The sequence below is a fragment of the Sphingomonas sediminicola genome, assembly GCF_049991885.1.
Lineage (GTDB): Bacteria > Pseudomonadota > Alphaproteobacteria > Sphingomonadales > Sphingomonadaceae > Sphingomicrobium > Sphingomicrobium sediminicola.
The window spans coordinates 1223872-1238872 of record NZ_CP178916.1 but is presented as its reverse complement, the minus strand read 5'-3'; the positions used below and the strand labels follow the sequence as shown (position 1 = coordinate 1238872).

The window sequence follows — 15001 nt, the reverse complement described above, 5'->3', positions numbered from 1 at the left end:
CTAACGGAGGGGAGCCGGCTTCTGCCGGCTCCCCTTTCGTTTGCCTACCTGACTTCAGTTCGAAGGCATTTCATCGTTGCATTGAGCAGAGGTGACGGACGGGAGGCGGCGTTCGTAGCCTTGCAAACGACACTATCTGACGTGCATGCACGCCAGCCATGGCAGGGCCGCTGAAGGGCGTCAGGATAGTCGAGCTGGGCGGTATCGGGCCGGCGCCCTTTGCCGCGATGATGCTCGCGGATCATGGTGCTGACGTGATCCGCGTCGAGCGTGCCGGGATGATCGGTTTCGAGAACGATCCCCTTCGACGGTCGCGCCGAAGCATTTCACTCGACCTCAAGCAGCCGGGAGGTTGCGAGATTGTGCGGCGGCTCGCTGCGAAGTCCGACGGTCTGATCGAAGGATATCGGCCAGGCGTAATGGAGCGGCTCGGCCTTGGCCCGGATGAGTTGCTTCGGACGAATCTAAAGCTGGTCTATGGCCGCGTCACGGGCTGGGGCCAGACCGGCCCTCTCGCTCAGACTGCCGGCCACGACATCAATTACATTGCACTGAGCGGGCTTCTTCACGGCATCGGCCCGCAAGAGCGGCCCGTACCGCCGATCAACTATCTCGGGGATTATGCCGGCGGCGGAATGATGCTGGCGTTCGGCATGGTCAGCGCGCTGCTAGCGGTTAAGGGCGGCGCTGACGGTCAGGTTGTCGACGCGGCAATGAGCGACGGAGCGGCCCTGATCGGGGCGATGACCTACGGCCTGCTCGCCGCTGGGCTCTGGAAAGACGAGCGGGAGGCGAACCTTCTGGATGGTGGGACCGCGACCTACGGGATTTATCGCTGCTCTGACGGTAAGTTCCTGGCGATCGGGGCGATTGAGCCCCAGTTCCAGCACGCCCTTTTCAAGGGACTGGCGCTCAATCCAGGCGCGACACGAGAAGAAATCTCAACCGTGATCAAGAGCCGGACGCGCGATGCCTGGGTGAACCACTTCGCCGGGACTGACGCCTGCGTCGCGCCCGTGCTCGATCTCGGCGAAGCGCCGGTTCATCCGCACAACATCGCCCGGCGCACCTTTCTTGACGTGGACGGCGTCTTCCAACCCGCGCCGGCGCCTCGATACTCGGCGACGCAGATCGACCGACCCGATCCGCCGAGGAGCGAGGGGCAGGACGGAGACGTCATTCTCGGCGAGCTGGGATATTCCGGGGACGAGATCGCGCGGTTGCGGACGGAGGGTGTGCTGCTTTGAACCCGCTCTATGAGAATATGAAAGTCAGCGTGTTCGAGCGCATGAGCCTCGCCGCCGCGAAGCACGGCGCGGTGAACCTGGGGCAGGGCTTTCCCGACTTCGGCTGGCCGGACGAAATCCTTGATGAAGCGGCGCGGGCACTGAAGGAGACCTCCAACCAATATGCCCCGTCGAGTGGGTTACCCCAGCTCAGGCAGGCAATCGCCGACCATTACGGGCGCCATTTCGCCCAGCAGCTCGACCCGGATCATGTTTGCGTGACCAGCGGCGCAACGGAGGCACTTGGCGCGATGATCCTGTCGACGGTCGAGCCGGGTGATGAAGTGATCATCTTCACGCCCGCGTACGACAGCTACGCTCCGATGATCCGGAGGGCAGGAGGGAAGCCTCGCGAAGTCGCGCTTCAGCCGCCCGGATGGAAGATCGACCGGGGCGCTCTTCGCGCGGCGGTCACCAGCAAGACGCGCGCAATCATCTTCAATAATCCTCAGAACCCCACTGGCCGGCTGTTTGGACCAGACGAACTCCAGATCGTCGCCGACATCGCGATCGAGCACGACCTGATGGTGATCAGCGATGAGGTCTGGGAGCACGTCCTGCTTCATGATGAGCGCTTCACGCCGCTCGCGACGCTTTCCGGGATGGCTGAGCGGACTTTGAAGGCGGGATCGGCCGGGAAGATCTTCTCGCTAACCGGTTGGAAAGTGGGCTGGATCATCGCCTCGCCGGAGAATGCGGCGGTTGCGGCGCGGGCGCACCAGTTTCTCACGTTCTCGACGGCTCCGAACCTACAGTCGGCCGTGGTTTTCGGTCTGCAAGGGGGTGATGCGTGGATTGAGCCCATGCGGCAGCGCTTCGCCCGAGCGCTTGCGCGGATGCGCACGGGATTGATCAACGAGGGCTATGCGGTTCTCGAGCCGGCTTCGACCTATTTCCTGTGCGTTGACCTAAAGGCGTCGGGCCTGAACGCGGACGACGAGACGTTCGCCACGGCAGCGGTCGAGCAAGCGCGCGTTGCCACGATACCCGTGTCTGCTTTCGCCGAGGACAATCCATCACGACATCTTGTCCGGCTCTGCTTTGCCAAGCGTGACGAAACGATCGACGCGGGCGTAGAAGCGATGGCGCGCGCAAGGGAGCTTTTCAAATGAGCCCGGCAGAGGAAGCCGCATCGATCCTGAAAGAATTGGGAGTGAATGCCGACGGCGGCGATCTTGTCAGCTCGTCGCCGATCGACGGGAGTGAAATCGGCCGAGTCCGCACTGCCGATCCGGCCGAGGCTGCACGTGCGGCCGTAGAGGCCTTCGAGCGGTGGCGAACCGTCCCAGCTCCGCGACGCGGTGAGCTCGTTCGCCTGCTGGGCGAGGAGCTTCGCGCGGCCAAGGAGCCGCTGGCCAAGCTCGTGACTCTTGAAAGTGGCAAGATCCTCCAGGAGGGCCTCGGCGAGGTCCAGGAGATGATCGACATCTGCGACTTCGCTGTCGGTCTTTCGCGCCAGCTCTACGGCCTCACCATCGCCAGCGAGCGTTCCAACCACCGGATGATGGAGCAGTGGCATCCGCTTGGGCCGGTGCTCGTCATCAGTGCATTCAACTTTCCTGTCGCCGTCTGGGCTTGGAATGCCGCACTTGCGTTGGTCTGCGGCAATCCGGTCATCTGGAAGCCGAGCGAGAAGACCCCGCTCACGGCCGAAGCTGTGACTGCGCTTATGAAACGTGCGCTCAAGCGGTTCGGCGATGCACCGGAGGGGCTGGTCCAGCTGGTTCAGGGCGGCCGGGAGATTGGCGAGCAGCTGGTCGACGATCCCCGCATCGCACTCGTCTCCGCGACCGGCTCAACGGCAATGGGCCGCGCCGTCGGGCCACGCGTCGCACAGCGGTTTGGGCGCGCGCTGCTCGAACTTGGCGGGAACAATGCGATGATTGTCTGCCCGTCGGCTGATCTAGCGCTGGCGGAGCGGGCAATTCTGTTCTCGGCGGCGGGAACGGCGGGACAACGTTGCACGACGCTCCGGCGCCTGATCGTCCATGAAAGGGTCGCAGACCAACTTGTCGCTCGGCTCAAGCAGCTTTTCGCCCATGTGAAGGTTGGCGACCCTCGCGAGCACGACACTCTTGTCGGACCGCTGATCGATGAATCCGCCTTCGACGGAATGAAGCGGGTGCTCGGAGAACGGATCGAGCGTGTCGACGCCATTTCGGGTGGTTATTACGTTCGCCCTGCACTCGTGGAGGCGGAAGCGCAGGCTGGGACGGTTCTCCAGGAGACCTTCGCGCCAATCCTCTATGCCTTGCGGTATCGAGAGTTCGATGAAGCGCTGAGGCTGAACAATGAGGTGCCGCAGGGCCTGTCGTCCGCGATCTTCACCAACGATCTGCGCGAGGCCGAGCGCTTCCTTTCGGCAGCCGGATCGGACTGCGGCATCGCCAATGTCAACATCGGCCCGTCAGGGGCCGAAATCGGAGGCGCGTTTGGCGGCGAGAAGGAGACGGGCGGGGGCCGAGAGAGTGGTTCGGACAGCTGGCGAGCCTACATGCGGCGGCAGACCAATACGGTGAACTACGGGACCGACTTACCTTTGGCGCAGGGTATCCGCTTCGACATCGCCCCATAGCTCGAGGCTTTCGTCGGAGAGAAGGGCTGGCCAGAGCTTCTTGAACTCGCGGTCCCACCCGATCAGGTCGTCAGGATCGAGCGGTGGCGCAACCAGAAAGCCCTGAACGACATCGCAGCCGAGCTCGCGGACGCAACGGAGCTGCTCGATCGTCTCGATGCCCTCTGCTGTGGCAACCAGGCCTAGTCCGTGTGCAAGGTCCACGATCGTCCGCACGATCAGCCGTGAATCATGCGCTGAGGGAAGGTCTTTGACGAAACAGCGGTCGATCTTCACTTCCGTGAACGGCAGTTGGCGAAGCTGCAGGAGCGATGAATAGCCTGTCCCAAAATCGTCGATCGCCAAGCCCATACCCTTGATCCGGAACCGGGTGAGCGTGTCCATCAGGCGAACGAGCGGCTGGGTTGCGCCCTCCGTCAGTTCGAGCACCAGCCGATCGGTCGGAACGCCCACTGCGCGGCACATTCGCTCGACAAGGTCGGGGAAATCGAGGCTCTGAAGGCTTACGGCGGAAATATTGAAGGCGAGGCGCGTCTCGAGACCCTGCTCGCGCCACTTTCGCCATTGCTTGAGTGTCGTCCTCAACCCCCACTCTGTCAGCGGGTCGATCAGTCCGTGCTGTTCGGCGAGAGGAACAAACCGGGAGGGTGAGACAGGACCGAGCTCGGGATCGTCCCATCGGACGAGCGCCTCAACTCGTGTAAGCCGACCATCCTTAAGACTGACTTTGGGCTGATAAACAAGGCGAAGTTTCTGGGTCGCCAGAGCGCGCCCGAAACTTTCAAGCAGCTTGCGGTCGGCTGCCGTCATGAAGGCACAACCGGCTTGAGGCGCTTGAGCAAGTCCTCAAGCTCCTCGAGCCGGACGGGTTTCTCGAGCGGTCCGGCCATGTTGAGGCCCTGGGCCTCTCCAAGCCGGAACGCAGACTCCAGGACGCGGCGGTCGAAGCCGCTGATGATGAGGACCGGACCTTGGAAGAGCTCGTCCGAAAGGAAGCGCAGAAGTTCGACTCCATCGACGGGCATGCCCAAATCCATCGCAACGGCGTCCGGCCGCCCGGCGCGGAATTCATCCCGGAAAGCCATGTCATTCGAGGTGACAGTAGGATCGAAGCCGCACTCGCGTGCCGCGTTCGCAACGAAATCGGCAAGCGCCGGCTCGTCATCAATAAGAAGCAGCTGAGGCCGCTTCATCGGCGAAAACTCCTGCCGACACCGTGACCGCAAGTGTGCGCTCGAATGCCCATGGACGTCAAACAAATGAAACCGGTTCTTAACCGCAAGTTAGTTACATTCGTCGCTCGAAATGTGCCGTTTGGAGGCGCTTGAATGTTCGGATCGCTCATTCGCCGGAAAGAAACCCGCCTTCCAAATCCGGAAGACGGCAGTTTCGATTCGACGACTTTCTCGCTTAGCACCGCCGTTCCGCGCCCAAGCGAGCGCCGCACTGAAGAGCGGGTGGCGCCCATGCTTCGCGTTGCCAAGCTCGATGGTCCTTCGGGTGTGCAGCTCATTCGCGTCCGTAACGTCTCAGCTGGCGGCCTGATGGCCGAAATCGGCCAACCGGTCTCGGTGGGCGACATAGTTACCGTCGAACTCTCTTCGCAGAAGATCCCCGGATCGGTTGTCTGGATTCGCGACGGAACGGTCGGCGTGAAGTTCGACCAGAATATCGACCTTGGGGAACTGCTCGCGGGCCGCAAGCCGCGTCATGGTTTCCGCGCCCGCCCGCCGCGGCTGGACGTCAGCTGCAAGGCGTCGCTCCGCGTCGACAAGACTTACTACACTGTGGACGTTCACGACATTTCGCTCGGCGGAATGAAGGTCGAGCCGATTGACGAATATTGTCTCGGCAAGAAGGTCGTCGTGGTCGTCGAGAGCCTCCGCCCTATCCGTGGCGAGGTCCGCTGGTACTCGAATCGCAAGGCAGGCATCGTCTTCGACGACGCGCTGTCGTTCGAGGATCTGGCCGAGTGGGTCGGAAAGCGGCTGGAGCTCGCCAGCCTGAAGGCGGCTTACCAAAACAGCTGACGCTTCCTATTTTAGACGCTCCAATCAGCAGGAGCGGATCATGGCCGAACAAGTCGCTGTCTTTGCAGGTGGGTGCTTCTGGTGCACCGAAGCCGTGTTCAACGATGTCGTTGGCGTGAAAAAGGTCGAGAGCGGCTACACGGGCGGATCCGTCCCGAGCCCCAGCTACAAACAGGTTTGCGGCGGAGACACGGGCCATGCCGAAGCCATCCGCATCACCTTCGATCCGGACGTGCTCAGCTACGCCGACCTGCTCGACATTTTCTTTGCGACCCATGATCCGACCCAGCTCAATCGCCAGGGCAATGACGTCGGAACCCAGTATCGCTCGGCGATCTTCCCGCAGGACGAGGAGCAGGAGCGGGAGGCCCGCGCGGGCCTCGATCGCGCAAATGCCGACCTCGATGGCCGCGTGGTGACGACGATCGAGCCGAAATCCGAATGGTGGCCTGCGGAGGACTATCACCAGCAATATTGGGAAGGCGAAGGCCAGCGGAATCCCTACTGCATCGCGACGATCCCGCCGAAGCTTCAGAAGCTCCGCAAGAGTTTCCAGGCGCGCGTGAAAGGCGCAGGCGCTCCCGCTTAACCTCTACGGCGCTGGCGACGCTTCAGATCGGAAGAAGTTGAGGTACCAGGGCAAAGCGTCATTGAGGCCCTGCGCGAGGTTGTGCGTAGGCGAATAGTCCAGGAGGCGCCGCGCCTTCTCGATCGAGGCCTGGGTGTCGCGGACGTCGCCGCGCCGGAACGGGCCCATCACCGGGTCGCGATGATAGTGAACCTGGTGCTGAGCAAGGCCGTGCTGCAACAGCTGGAACAGGTCGAGCAGGCTGGTGCGGTCACCGACCGCTACGTTGTAAACCTCTCCTTGCGCTTCGTCCGGCGCAAGCGCGGCCCGAATGTTCGCCTGAACCGCATTCGCGACGTAACAGAAATCCCGGGTCGTCAGTCCGTCGCCATTGATCGTGACGGTGTCGTCAGTGATCATCGCCGAGACCCATTTCGGGATGACTGCTGCATATGCGCCGTTCGGATCCTGCCTCGGACCGAAAACGTTGAAATAGCGGAGGCCCGTCGCCTTGAACCCATAGGTTCGGGCGTAAACGGCAGCGTATTGCTCGTTGACCAGCTTGGTCAGGGCGTACGGCGATAGGGGCTGGCCAATCCGGTCTTCTCGTTTCGGGAGCTCGGTGGAATCTCCATACGTCGAGCTCGAGGCTGCGTAGATGAAGCGCTTGACCTCCGCCTGACGCGCCGCGTCCAGCATGTTGACGAAACCGGTGACGTTCACGTTGTGTGACGTCACGGGATCGTCGATTGAGCGTGGTACGGAACCAAGCGCCGCCTGGTGGAGGATGAAGTCCACGCCTTCAACGATCGATCGGCAGGTCTCCCGGTCCCGTATGTCCCCTTCGACCATCCGAAAATTGCCAGCATAAACTTCGGGAAGCAGCCGTTGAAGCTCGTCGAGGTTGCGCTGATGCCCGGTCGCAAAATTGTCGAGGCCGACCACCTTCTGGCCGCCCCGCAAGAGGACTTCGACCAGGTTCGAACCGATGAAGCCGGCGGCGCCGGTTACGAGCCAGGTGGCGTTCTCGCGAGCCAGTAAGTTTTGCAGGGTTGCGTTCAAAACTGTCCCGCTCCGTTCTGGCCTCAAAGGCTCCAATAGGTGATGTCGGATCTGAGCGATGCCGGGTTAACGCACGATTTCACGTCGATGAACACTCCTCCATGTTCGATCATGCCTGATGCTCTCGCCCGTTATCGAATCAAATTTTGCATGCGGTACGGCAAGTATGAGCGCCGACAAGTCGGCAAATTCATCGATCGCCTCCATTTCGATGCCATACGCGATTGAGATCGTCCGGGTCGGCCGTCGGGTCGTGAACGATGGGCTCTGCACCGAGTTTGCGTAGCTCCGTGTGAATATCGATGACCTTCGAATTCCGGATATCGGGTACGTTCTCTTGAACGTGAAGCCGAGGATTCCGACGCGCGCCTGAGGTGGTGGCTTACCGCTCGCTGCAAGCAGCTTGGCGACGCCCTTCGCTCCAGCAGTGCCCATTCTGTCGTTCACCCGCCGCCCCGACAGGGTCACCTCCGGGAGGTAGCCGACCTCCTCGGTCGCTCATTGCCGCGATACCTCGCGACAGGACGACGCTCCGTCAACCACGTGGGGCCGCGGCGCGGCGCAGGCGGTCGTTGATCGCGGCGCCGAGACCTTCATCGGGAATCGGAGCGACCGCAATCCGCGGTTTGGCGGAGCCGTCCGCGACGTGAAGCAACTCAAACAGGCGTGCCGCGGCTTCGACCGGATCGCCATTCGCGCTGAGATTGACGTCTCCGCCCGCCTTTCCGAAGCCGATCATGAATTCGTCTTGCGTTGCTTCGGCCGCGTTCAGCCTCAGAGGCTTCGACGGCGCATAATGGCTGGCGAGTTGGCCGGGTGCTTCGATCTCAGCAGTTACCGCTTCAATCGCGCCCGCGACCGAGACCGGCCCGCGCCGCAGTAGCCTTATCTGCCCGTCCGTCGCTGCAACGATGGTGGACTCCAGCCCGCGCTCGGTCGGCCCCGCGTCGACGATCAGCGGAATGCGGCCTTCGAGGCTTTTTAGAACATGCTCTGCCCTCGTTGGACTGATCCTTCCGCTGGCGTTGGCAGAAGGGGCGGCGAGAGGTCTGCCAGTCCGTCGAAGCAGGGCCTGCATGGCGGGATGAGCAGGCACTCGAAGGGCGATGGTCGAAAGGCCGGCCGTGACGAGCGAGGAAATGCCGGCGTTGGCGCGGAGCGGAACGACCAAGGTCAGGGGCCCCGGCCAATATTGATCCGCAAGCGCCCGCGCCTCGTTGCTGAATTCGCCAATGCGCTCGGCAGCCGTGAGATCGGGCACGTGCACGATCAACGGGTTGAAGCTTGGCCTTCCCTTGGCTTCGTAGATGCGAGCGACTGCCTCAGCATTGGTGGCGTCGGCGGCAAGGCCGTAAACAGTCTCCGTCGCGATCGCGACTGGAAAACCTTCGCCGATCAGGCGTGCAGCGGCGTCGATGGCCTCGTCGCTGAACGTTAGTATGCGGGTGGCCTCGGGCATAGCGCCGCCGCTATAGACGCTGTGAGCCAACAGCCAAGGATGCGTGAATGAGCTTCGCCTGTCCCGTCAGCGACCAACGCCTCGTGTTGAACCATGTTGTTCGCGTTTCCGAGCTGGCGAAATCGAACCGGTTTGCCGAAGCGACGCCCGAGACGGTCGATGCCTTGCTCGAAGCTGCGGCGGAGTTTGCGGAGGGCGAACTTGCGCCACTCAATGAGATTGGTGACCGGACGGCATCGCGATGGTCGGACGGCATGGTCACCACACCTCCGGGTTTTCGGGAGGCCTATTCAAAGTTCGTCGAGGGCGGGTGGATGGGCCTGTCGGGGCCAGTCGAAGCTGGCGGGCAGGGACTTCCGAACAGCCTGTCGGCGGCGATGATGGAGGATTTCAACGCGGCCAACGTCGCGTTCGCGCTTTGCCCGATGCTGGGCCTCGGTGCGGTCGAGGCGATCGAGGCCCACGGCTCAGAGGAGCTGAAGCGCCAATATCTTCCCAGGATCGTCAGCGGCGAGTGGACGGCGACGATGAACCTCACAGAGTCGCAGGCGGGGAGCGACGTGGGAGCTCTCAAGTCACGCGCGACGCCTACGGGTGACGGCAGCTGGCGGATCACCGGCACGAAGATCTTCATTACGTACGGTGAGCATGACTTCACAGACAACATCATCCACCTGGTGCTTGCCAGAACGCCAGGCGCACCGGACGGGACGAAAGGCATCTCGCTCTTCCTCGTTCCGAAGATACTGCCGGATGGCGAGTCCAACGATCTCCATTGCGTGTCGATCGAGCACAAGATGGGCATTCACGCGTCGCCAACCTGCGTGATGGGCTACGGCGAGAATGGTGGAGCGACCGGCTGGCTCGTTGGCGAGGAACTTGGCGGCATGCGTGCGATGTTCACGATGATGAACCATGCGCGCCTCAACGTCGGGCTGCAGGGTGTCGGTCTGGCCGAGCGGGCGACGCAACGGGCGGTCGCCTATGCGCTGGAACGGAAGCAGGGGCAGCGCTCTGGTCTTCCGATCCGGATCGCCGACCATCCCGACGTGCGACGGATGCTGGTGCGAATGCGCGCGCTCACCATGGCCGCACGAGCGCTCGCTTACTACGCATTCGGCCAGCTCGATCGCGATATCCTCGGCGACCGCGAAGCTGGCCTTCGTGCGGATGTCCTGACGCCGCTGGTGAAAGCGTGGTGCACGGACGTTGGGTGCGAAGTCGCCAGCCTCGGAATCCAGGTCCACGGGGGAATGGGCTTCATCGAAGAAACTGGCGCTGCGCAGCACCTGCGCGATGCGCGCATTGCTCCGATCTATGAAGGAACCAACGGTATTCAGGCCGCCGACTTCGTCCAGCGGAAGATTGGCCTTGACGGTGGCGGTGCCTTCGACGCCCTGATGGCGGACATTCGAGCGGAATCTCTTCATGAAGAGCTTATCGCGCTTGCGGACGAGGTGGAAATCCTGGTCGCAACGGCCCGCAATGCGGAGCCCGGCGACCGGCTGGTCGCGAGCTATCCTCTCATGACGATGGCCGCAGTTCTTACGGCCGGATGGCTGATCGAACGACTGGGCCGAGCAATCGACGCTGGAGAAGCGGACGCCGGCAATGCGGGGCGCAGCGCAGCAGTCGCATATTTTCTGTCGATCGTTGTTCCCGAAGCTCTCGGACTTGGGGCGGGGGCGGCAGCCACGACGGAGCTTCTTTATCGCGCCCCGGCGGAAGAGCTCGCCTAAGCGCTCTCGCGGTCCAGCAGTTCGACGGGATTGATTCCGAGGCGAGCCATGCGGTCGCGGATCGCCGGCCATTCCGTTTCGACGAAGCGCTTGCGCTCGCCGTCGCGCAGGCGAGTGCGGGCGCCCGGCGCAACAAACAGGCCGACGCCGCGCCGTACAGTGACCAGACCTTCATCCTGGAATCCCTGATAGGCCTTCGCGACCGTGAGGGGATTGGCCTGCTCCTCCGCCGCAAGCGCACGAACCGACGGAAGCGGGTCCCCGTCCTTGTACTTTCCGGAGAGGATCGCGTCCGCAATCGTTTCGCGAAGGCGGACGTAAACCGGCTTTTCGTGGCTCGTCTTAAGCGTCATGCTGTTCTAATACAGCACTGCGCAGTTTGGGTCAATCGGAAGGTGGGTCCCATTTCCGAACAATTTCCGAGGGATCGGGCCTCGGCCGCTCCTCCAACTCGCGTCCGGGCGAGCCGAAATAGATGAAACCTGCGATACGCTCGCCGGGCTTCGCAAAGGCTGCATTGACCTTCGGCGAATAGGCCTCCCAGCCGGTAATCCAGCCACCGACGTAACCCATCGCATGCCCGGCGTGCAGCAGGTTCATGGCCGCGGCGCCGGCGGACAATTCCTGCTCCCAGACCGGGATTTTGTGCTCCGGGACCGGCGTGGAGACGAGCACGACGAGAGCCTCGCCCTGACGTGCAAACTGATCCGCCTTTTCGTGGTGCGCAGGGCCTGCGCAGGGGTCTTCCTCCTGGAGCGCCCGGCGCAGGAGTAGCGCGAACTGCTCACGCTGGTCCTTTCCGACGATCACGAAACGCCATGGCGCGAGTTTACCGTGATCGGGGACCCGCATTGCGATTTCGAGGATCTGGCGAAGCTCGTCGTCGGACGGGCCGGGGGCGACCATCTCACGCGGTCGGCCGGAGCGGCGGGTCTTGAGGAGCGACAAAGCTGAGGAACGGTCATTCAACATGTGGCCGGTCATCTAGGGGAGGGGCACGCCTGCAACAATCCGCTTCACAAGCCGTATTTGCCCGTTAGGGTCGCAAAAATTTTTTCGCATCCGCGAGGGGAGACAACCGGATGGTCGATACACCGGCCGTAGAAGAACCTTTTTCGCCCGCATCGGGCCGAACCAATCCCGCCGATAAGAAGACGTGGTTTGGTCATCCGCGCGAGCTCGCCCGCCTGTTCACCACGGAGATGTGGGAGCGCTTTGGCTACTACGGCATGCGGGCGTTGCTTACGCTCTATCTGACAAAGCACTTTCTCTTCTCGGATCAGCAAGCAACCGGTCTCTACGGTGGTTACACGGCGCTCGTTTACCTGACCCCGCTAGTCGGCGGCTTCATCGCCGACCAATATCTGGGCTCCAAGCGATCCATCAAGTTCGGCGCCATCCTGATGGCGATCGGCTATTTCACGCTCGCATTCGGAGGGTCCCCGGCAAAGCCGTACGCTGAGGTCAATGGCCACCGCTATGAAGTCGTCGTCGATAATTTCGTCGACCGGCCAACGAGCGATCCGAACGAGGCTCGCTTCCTCGTGGAGAACGGGCAGAAGCTGCAGATCCGTGGCAATGAAGACGGGTCGGTTTCTCTTCTGAACAGTGGGCAGGAGGCAAAGCGCCTTCCCAAGGGCTCGATCGAGTTCGGCGGCGAGCGCGATCAGATGACGTTGATCATAATGCTGGTTGCACTGTCGCTGGTGTCGGTCGGCAACGGCTTCTTCAAGCCGAATATCTCGACCATCGTCGGCGCGCTCTACGACCAGGGCGATCGCCGTCGCGATGCCGGCTTCACGATCTTTTACATGGGTATCAACCTGGGATCGATTGGCGGCCAGTTGCTCTGCCCATTCCTCGCGGACTGGTTTGGCTGGTGGGCTGGCCTCAGTCTCGCCGGTGTCGGCATGTTGATCAGCTATGCGCTCATCCAGTTCGATGGCGGACGCCTGGCCGGTTACGGCGAGCGGCCCGAGACCGCAAAGAATCGGGACATCACGATCTACATTTGCGCATTGCTCGCGGTGCCGGTGTTCGTGTTTCTGTTCAGCAACCTGATGAATGCCACCGAGGCGGAGGCTGGTTCGGGCTTCATCGGTTACATCGCCTCCCTGCCTTTGATGGGCAAACTGTTGTTCGGAACCTTCATCGTCGCAGTACCCGGCATCCTCGCTTGGTCCTTCGCCAAGGGGACCAAGCAGGAAGCGCAGATGATGACGGCGGCGATGATCCTCATCGTCTTCAACGTCTTCTTCTGGACGCTCTTCGAGCAGGCCGGTTCATCGCTGACCCTGTTCGCCGACCGTAACACGGATCGCGACGTGTTCGGGTTGTTCACTATGTCCGCGCCGCAGACGCAGAACTTCAATCCGATCTCGATCGTCGTCTTCGCTCCGCTAATGAGCCTGCTTTGGCTGGGCCTGGCCAAGCGCGGTCTCGAGCCGTCGATCCCGGTCAAGTTCTCGATCGCCTTGATGGGCGTGGGTGCTGGCTTCCTGTTCCTCGTTCTCGGAACCACTTTCGCCGGACCTGAGAACAATTGGCAGGTTGGCCTTTGGTGGCTCGCTGGGCTCTACCTGATCCATTCGCTCGCAGAATTGTGCATATCGCCTGTCGGATTGAGCATGATCACCAAGCTATCCATTGCCAGGGTCGTCGGCCTGATGATGGGCGTTTGGTTCCTCTCGATCTCTGTCGCGCAATATGTCGCGGGTGTCGTCGCTCAGTTCGCGAGCGTCGAAACGGTCGGTGGCCAGGTGACGAACTTGAAGGTCAGCCTGGATACCTACACTTCGACATTCACGACGATTGCGTGGATCGCTATTGGCGCGGGCGTCGTGCTGTTCCTGCTAAGCTGGCCGCTCCAGAAATGGATGCACGGTGTCAAATAAATGGGTGACGGCGGCGATTGCCGCCGTTTCCTTTTGTATTTCCGGGTGCGCGACCGAGGCGCCGAAAAAACTGGCGCCGCCGGTCCGCATCAACCAGGACCCGTATCCTTCAACCTATCATCGCTATCCGGGGGCAGTGACCGCCATCCTCGGCGCGACTGTATTCGATGGTGAAGGCGGCCGCGTTGATAACGGGACGGTCGTACTGGCCGACGGCGTCGTGCAGGCGGTTGGCGGACCGGACACGCCAATTCCCGCGGGTGCATATCAGATCGACGGCGCAGGCAAGTATGTAACGCCGGGCGTTATCGACGTGCACAGCCATCTTGGAGACTATCCCTCGCCCGGCACTCAGTCGCAGAGCGACGGCAACGAGGCGACCAGTCCGGTTCGTCCTGAAGTCTGGGCAGAGCATAGCGTTTGGCCGCAAGACCCGGGCTTCAGCCGAGCGCTGATGAATGGCGGAATCACGACGCTCCAGATCCTGCCCGGCTCCGCGAACCTCTTCGGCGGCCGGTCGGTGACGCTGAAGAATGTGCCCGCACGGACCATGCAGGGGATGAAATTCCCAGGGGCGCCCTACGGCTTGAAAATGGCCTGCGGCGAGAATCCGAAGCGTGTCTACGGCTCGAAGGGACAGATGCCGCAGACGCGCATGGGCAATATTGCGGTCACTCGCGCCACCTGGATCAAGGCGCAGGCCTACAAGCGCAAGTGGGACAAATATAACAAGATCGGCGGTGACATGCCGGAGCGCGATCTCGCGATGGACACGCTGATGGGCGTGCTCAACGGGCAGATCCTGGTTCACAACCACTGCTACCGCGCCGACGAGATGGCCATCATGCTCGATGTGGCCAAGGAGTTTGGTTACAAGATCACGGCCTTCCACCATGCCGTGGAGGCGTACAAGATTGCCGACCTGCTGGCCGCGAACGGGACGTGCGCGGCGATGTGGGCCGACTGGTGGGGCTTCAAGATGGAGGCCTATGACGGGATCAAGGAAAACATTCCGCTGGTCGACAAGGCGGGGGCCTGCGCAATCGTCCATTCGGACGATCCGAACGGCATCCAGCGATTGAACCAGGAAGCCGCAAAGGCGCTCGCGGACGGTCGCCGCATGGGCCTCAACATCAGCGAAGAGCACGCTTGGACTTGGCTAAGCTACAATCCGGCGAAGGCGCTCGGGATCGCCGACAAGACCGGCAGCCTGAAAGCCGGCAAGATGGCTGACGTGGTGCTGTGGAACGCGAATCCGTTCAGCACCTACGCACGGCCCGAACGCGTGTGGATCGACGGCGCGCTCATGTACTTCAGCGGCAATCCGCATTTGCGGCCGGTCAGCGACTTCGAGCTTGGCCAGCCCGGTGAAGGAGACGTGAAGTGAT

General features: G+C 62.2%; 15 protein-coding genes. 8 read left to right on the top strand and 7 right to left on the bottom strand.

Features of this window, described 5'->3' with window-relative positions:
* Nucleotides 1-158: 158 nt before the first annotated feature.
* The 3 genes from ACMC5O_RS06425 to amaB are packed head-to-tail and all read left to right on the top strand — an operon-like array spanning nt 159 to nt 3861.
* Nucleotides 159-1247: a CaiB/BaiF CoA transferase family protein gene (locus ACMC5O_RS06425; RefSeq protein ID WP_187709455.1), complete on the top strand. Its 1089-nt coding sequence runs from the start codon at nt 159-161 to the stop codon at nt 1245-1247.
* Between the two features lie 17 nt (nt 1248-1264).
* Nucleotides 1265-2398, top strand: coding sequence for an aminotransferase (locus ACMC5O_RS06420; protein WP_426693455.1), 1134 nt, complete (start codon nt 1265-1267; stop codon nt 2396-2398).
* Nucleotides 2395-3861, top strand: a complete 1467-nt coding sequence (gene amaB, locus ACMC5O_RS06415; protein WP_187709456.1) for an L-piperidine-6-carboxylate dehydrogenase — start codon at nt 2395-2397, stop codon at nt 3859-3861. Before ACMC5O_RS06420 ends, amaB begins: the two co-directional genes overlap by 4 nt.
* Here the strand turns inward: amaB and ACMC5O_RS06410 are convergent.
* On the bottom strand, nt 3820-4671 hold the full coding sequence (locus ACMC5O_RS06410; RefSeq protein ID WP_187709457.1) for an EAL domain-containing protein: 852 nt from the start codon (nt 4669-4671) through the stop codon (nt 3820-3822). The genes amaB and ACMC5O_RS06410 overlap by 42 nt on opposite strands.
* Entirely contained in the window at nt 4668-5054 is a 387-nt protein-coding gene (locus ACMC5O_RS06405) for a response regulator (protein WP_187709458.1), read from the bottom strand. The genes ACMC5O_RS06410 and ACMC5O_RS06405 overlap by 4 nt, the downstream gene beginning before the upstream one ends.
* Before the next feature lie 135 nt (nt 5055-5189).
* Between ACMC5O_RS06405 and ACMC5O_RS06400 the strand changes: the two genes are divergently transcribed.
* Both ACMC5O_RS06400 and msrA read left to right on the top strand, forming a co-directional pair.
* On the top strand, nt 5190-5891 hold the full coding sequence (locus tag ACMC5O_RS06400; protein ID WP_426693454.1) for a PilZ domain-containing protein: 702 nt from the start codon (nt 5190-5192) through the stop codon (nt 5889-5891).
* A gap of 40 nt (nt 5892-5931) precedes the next feature.
* A complete protein-coding gene (gene msrA / locus ACMC5O_RS06395; RefSeq protein ID WP_187709461.1) occupies nt 5932-6480 on the top strand; it encodes a peptide-methionine (S)-S-oxide reductase MsrA in 549 nt (182 codons plus the stop codon).
* Between the two features lie 3 nt (nt 6481-6483).
* Here msrA and ACMC5O_RS06390 read toward each other — a convergent pair whose 3' ends face one another.
* The 3 genes from ACMC5O_RS06390 to ACMC5O_RS06380 all read right to left on the bottom strand — a co-directional run bounded on the left by ACMC5O_RS06390 (nt 6484) and on the right by ACMC5O_RS06380 (nt 8980).
* Nucleotides 6484-7521, bottom strand: a complete 1038-nt coding sequence (locus ACMC5O_RS06390; RefSeq protein WP_187709462.1) for an SDR family oxidoreductase — start codon at nt 7519-7521, stop codon at nt 6484-6486.
* Between the two features lie 190 nt (nt 7522-7711).
* Nucleotides 7712-7819 carry a hypothetical protein gene (locus ACMC5O_RS06385; RefSeq protein WP_426693516.1) on the bottom strand — a complete coding sequence of 36 codons (108 nt, stop codon included), beginning with the start codon at nt 7817-7819 and terminating at the stop codon, nt 7712-7714.
* A gap of 237 nt (nt 7820-8056) precedes the next feature.
* Entirely contained in the window at nt 8057-8980 is a 924-nt protein-coding gene (locus tag ACMC5O_RS06380; protein ID WP_426693453.1) for an L-threonylcarbamoyladenylate synthase, read from the bottom strand.
* Nucleotides 8981-9027: 47 nt separating this feature from the next.
* Here ACMC5O_RS06380 and ACMC5O_RS06375 point away from each other — a divergent pair, with 47 nt between their 5' ends.
* Complete coding sequence (locus ACMC5O_RS06375; protein WP_187709463.1) at nt 9028-10719, top strand: acyl-CoA dehydrogenase family protein; 1692 nt, start codon at nt 9028-9030, stop codon at nt 10717-10719.
* Here ACMC5O_RS06375 and ACMC5O_RS06370 read toward each other — a convergent pair.
* Both ACMC5O_RS06370 and ACMC5O_RS06365 read right to left on the bottom strand, forming a co-directional pair.
* Nucleotides 10716-11072: a GntR family transcriptional regulator gene (locus tag ACMC5O_RS06370; protein WP_187709464.1), complete on the bottom strand. Its 357-nt coding sequence runs from the start codon at nt 11070-11072 to the stop codon at nt 10716-10718. The genes ACMC5O_RS06375 and ACMC5O_RS06370 overlap by 4 nt on opposite strands.
* A gap of 31 nt (nt 11073-11103) precedes the next feature.
* Nucleotides 11104-11691 (bottom strand): nitroreductase family protein, encoded by a 588-nt coding sequence (locus ACMC5O_RS06365; RefSeq protein ID WP_187709465.1) that lies wholly within the window; start codon nt 11689-11691, stop codon nt 11104-11106.
* A 110-nt stretch (nt 11692-11801) separates the two neighbouring features.
* Here ACMC5O_RS06365 and ACMC5O_RS06360 point away from each other — a divergent pair, with 110 nt between their 5' ends.
* Together ACMC5O_RS06360 and ACMC5O_RS06355 are read left to right on the top strand one after the other, a co-directional pair.
* Nucleotides 11802-13613, top strand: coding sequence for a peptide MFS transporter (locus ACMC5O_RS06360; RefSeq protein WP_187709466.1), 1812 nt, complete (start codon nt 11802-11804; stop codon nt 13611-13613).
* Between the two features lie 37 nt (nt 13614-13650).
* Nucleotides 13651-15000, top strand: a complete 1350-nt coding sequence (locus tag ACMC5O_RS06355; RefSeq protein WP_246444749.1) for an amidohydrolase — start codon at nt 13651-13653, stop codon at nt 14998-15000.
* Nucleotide 15001 lies beyond the last annotated feature (1 nt).